The sequence below is a fragment of the Halococcus hamelinensis 100A6 genome (assembly GCF_000336675.1).
In the GTDB taxonomy this organism is placed as follows: domain Archaea; phylum Halobacteriota; class Halobacteria; order Halobacteriales; family Halococcaceae; genus Halococcus; species Halococcus hamelinensis.
Window position 1 is genome coordinate 1 of the sequence record NZ_AOMB01000028.1, and the last position, 1081, is coordinate 1081.

A 1081-nucleotide genomic window follows, 5' to 3' on the forward strand; every position below is an offset into this window, starting at 1 on the left:
CTACTTCAACCGGTCGTCGCTCAACTGGGGCGAGTACCGACCCCCGCCGATCGTCGAGAACGTCGAACGCCTCCAGTTCGCGACCGACTTCGAACGAGCCACCGAGCCGGGTCGGTTGATGAAGCAGACCGCCCCGCAGTTCCTCACCGACCAGGGGGCGCTCGACGCCCCGCCGGCCGACGACCGCTATAAACCCGGGGTGCTCGACGATGCCGCCGCCGAACTCGCCGACGAAGTCGAGTGGTCGCCGCGACAGGCCGGCAACGGGTCGTCGAACGGCAGCGCCGGGACCAACGTCTCGGAGGCGATGCGATGAGCACCGACTCCGTGACCGACCGGCTCGGCGAGCAGGTGTCGGGCGCGCTGCCCACGCCGACGCGGGGAGTCCTCAAACTCCTCTCGCTCGTCGGCTTCCTCGCCATCTGGTGGCTCTGCTATCGGTTCGGCGTGCTCAACTTCGAGCACTTCGTGAGCCCCGTCACCACGATCGTCGAGTTCGGCGCGGCGCTCGCCGGACGACCGCTGACCGAGGGCGGCGACACCATCTACCTCCACGCCGCTTACTCGACGGCTCGGGTGGCGATCGGCGTCGTCGCCGCGGCGCTCCTCGCGATCCCGCTCGGCTTGCTCATCGGCACGAGCCCGACGTGGGAGAACCGGCTCTACCCCGCGCTCGAAGCGTTCCGGCCGATCCCACCGATCGCGTGGTTGCCGATAGCCATCATCGTGCTCCCGACGCTGGCTCTGGGCGCGGTCTCGGTCCCGCTCCCCGCGCTGTTCGTCGTGTTCATCGGGGCCTTCTTCCCGATATTCACGAACACCATCGAGGGTGCGCGCAACATCGAGACCGAGTACAGCCGGGCGGCCGAGAGCCTCGGCGCGTCCTCGACCGACGTGTTTCGACACGTGGTCCTGCCGGCGACGATGCCGTCGATCATCACCGGGCTGTCGCTCGGGGTGGGCCTCGGCTGGATCACGGTCGTGGCCGCCGAACTCCTCACGGGCGGTCCCGGTCTCGGCTACATCATCATCCAGGGGTCGCGATTGTTACAGAACCAGATCTGTCTCTTATACACATCTC

1 protein-coding gene and 1 pseudogene are annotated in these 1081 nt (G+C 67.8%); both read left to right on the forward strand.

All coding sequences use genetic code 11. The annotated features are described in order from the left end of the window. Positions 1 to 316: pseudogene (locus C447_RS09040) on the forward strand (ABC transporter substrate-binding protein); the annotation flags it as partial. Continuing rightward, the coding region (locus C447_RS09045; protein ID WP_007693128.1) for an ABC transporter permease at positions 313 to 1081 on the forward strand (769 nt) is incomplete at its 3' end. The pseudogene C447_RS09040 and the gene C447_RS09045, both read left to right, overlap by 4 nt.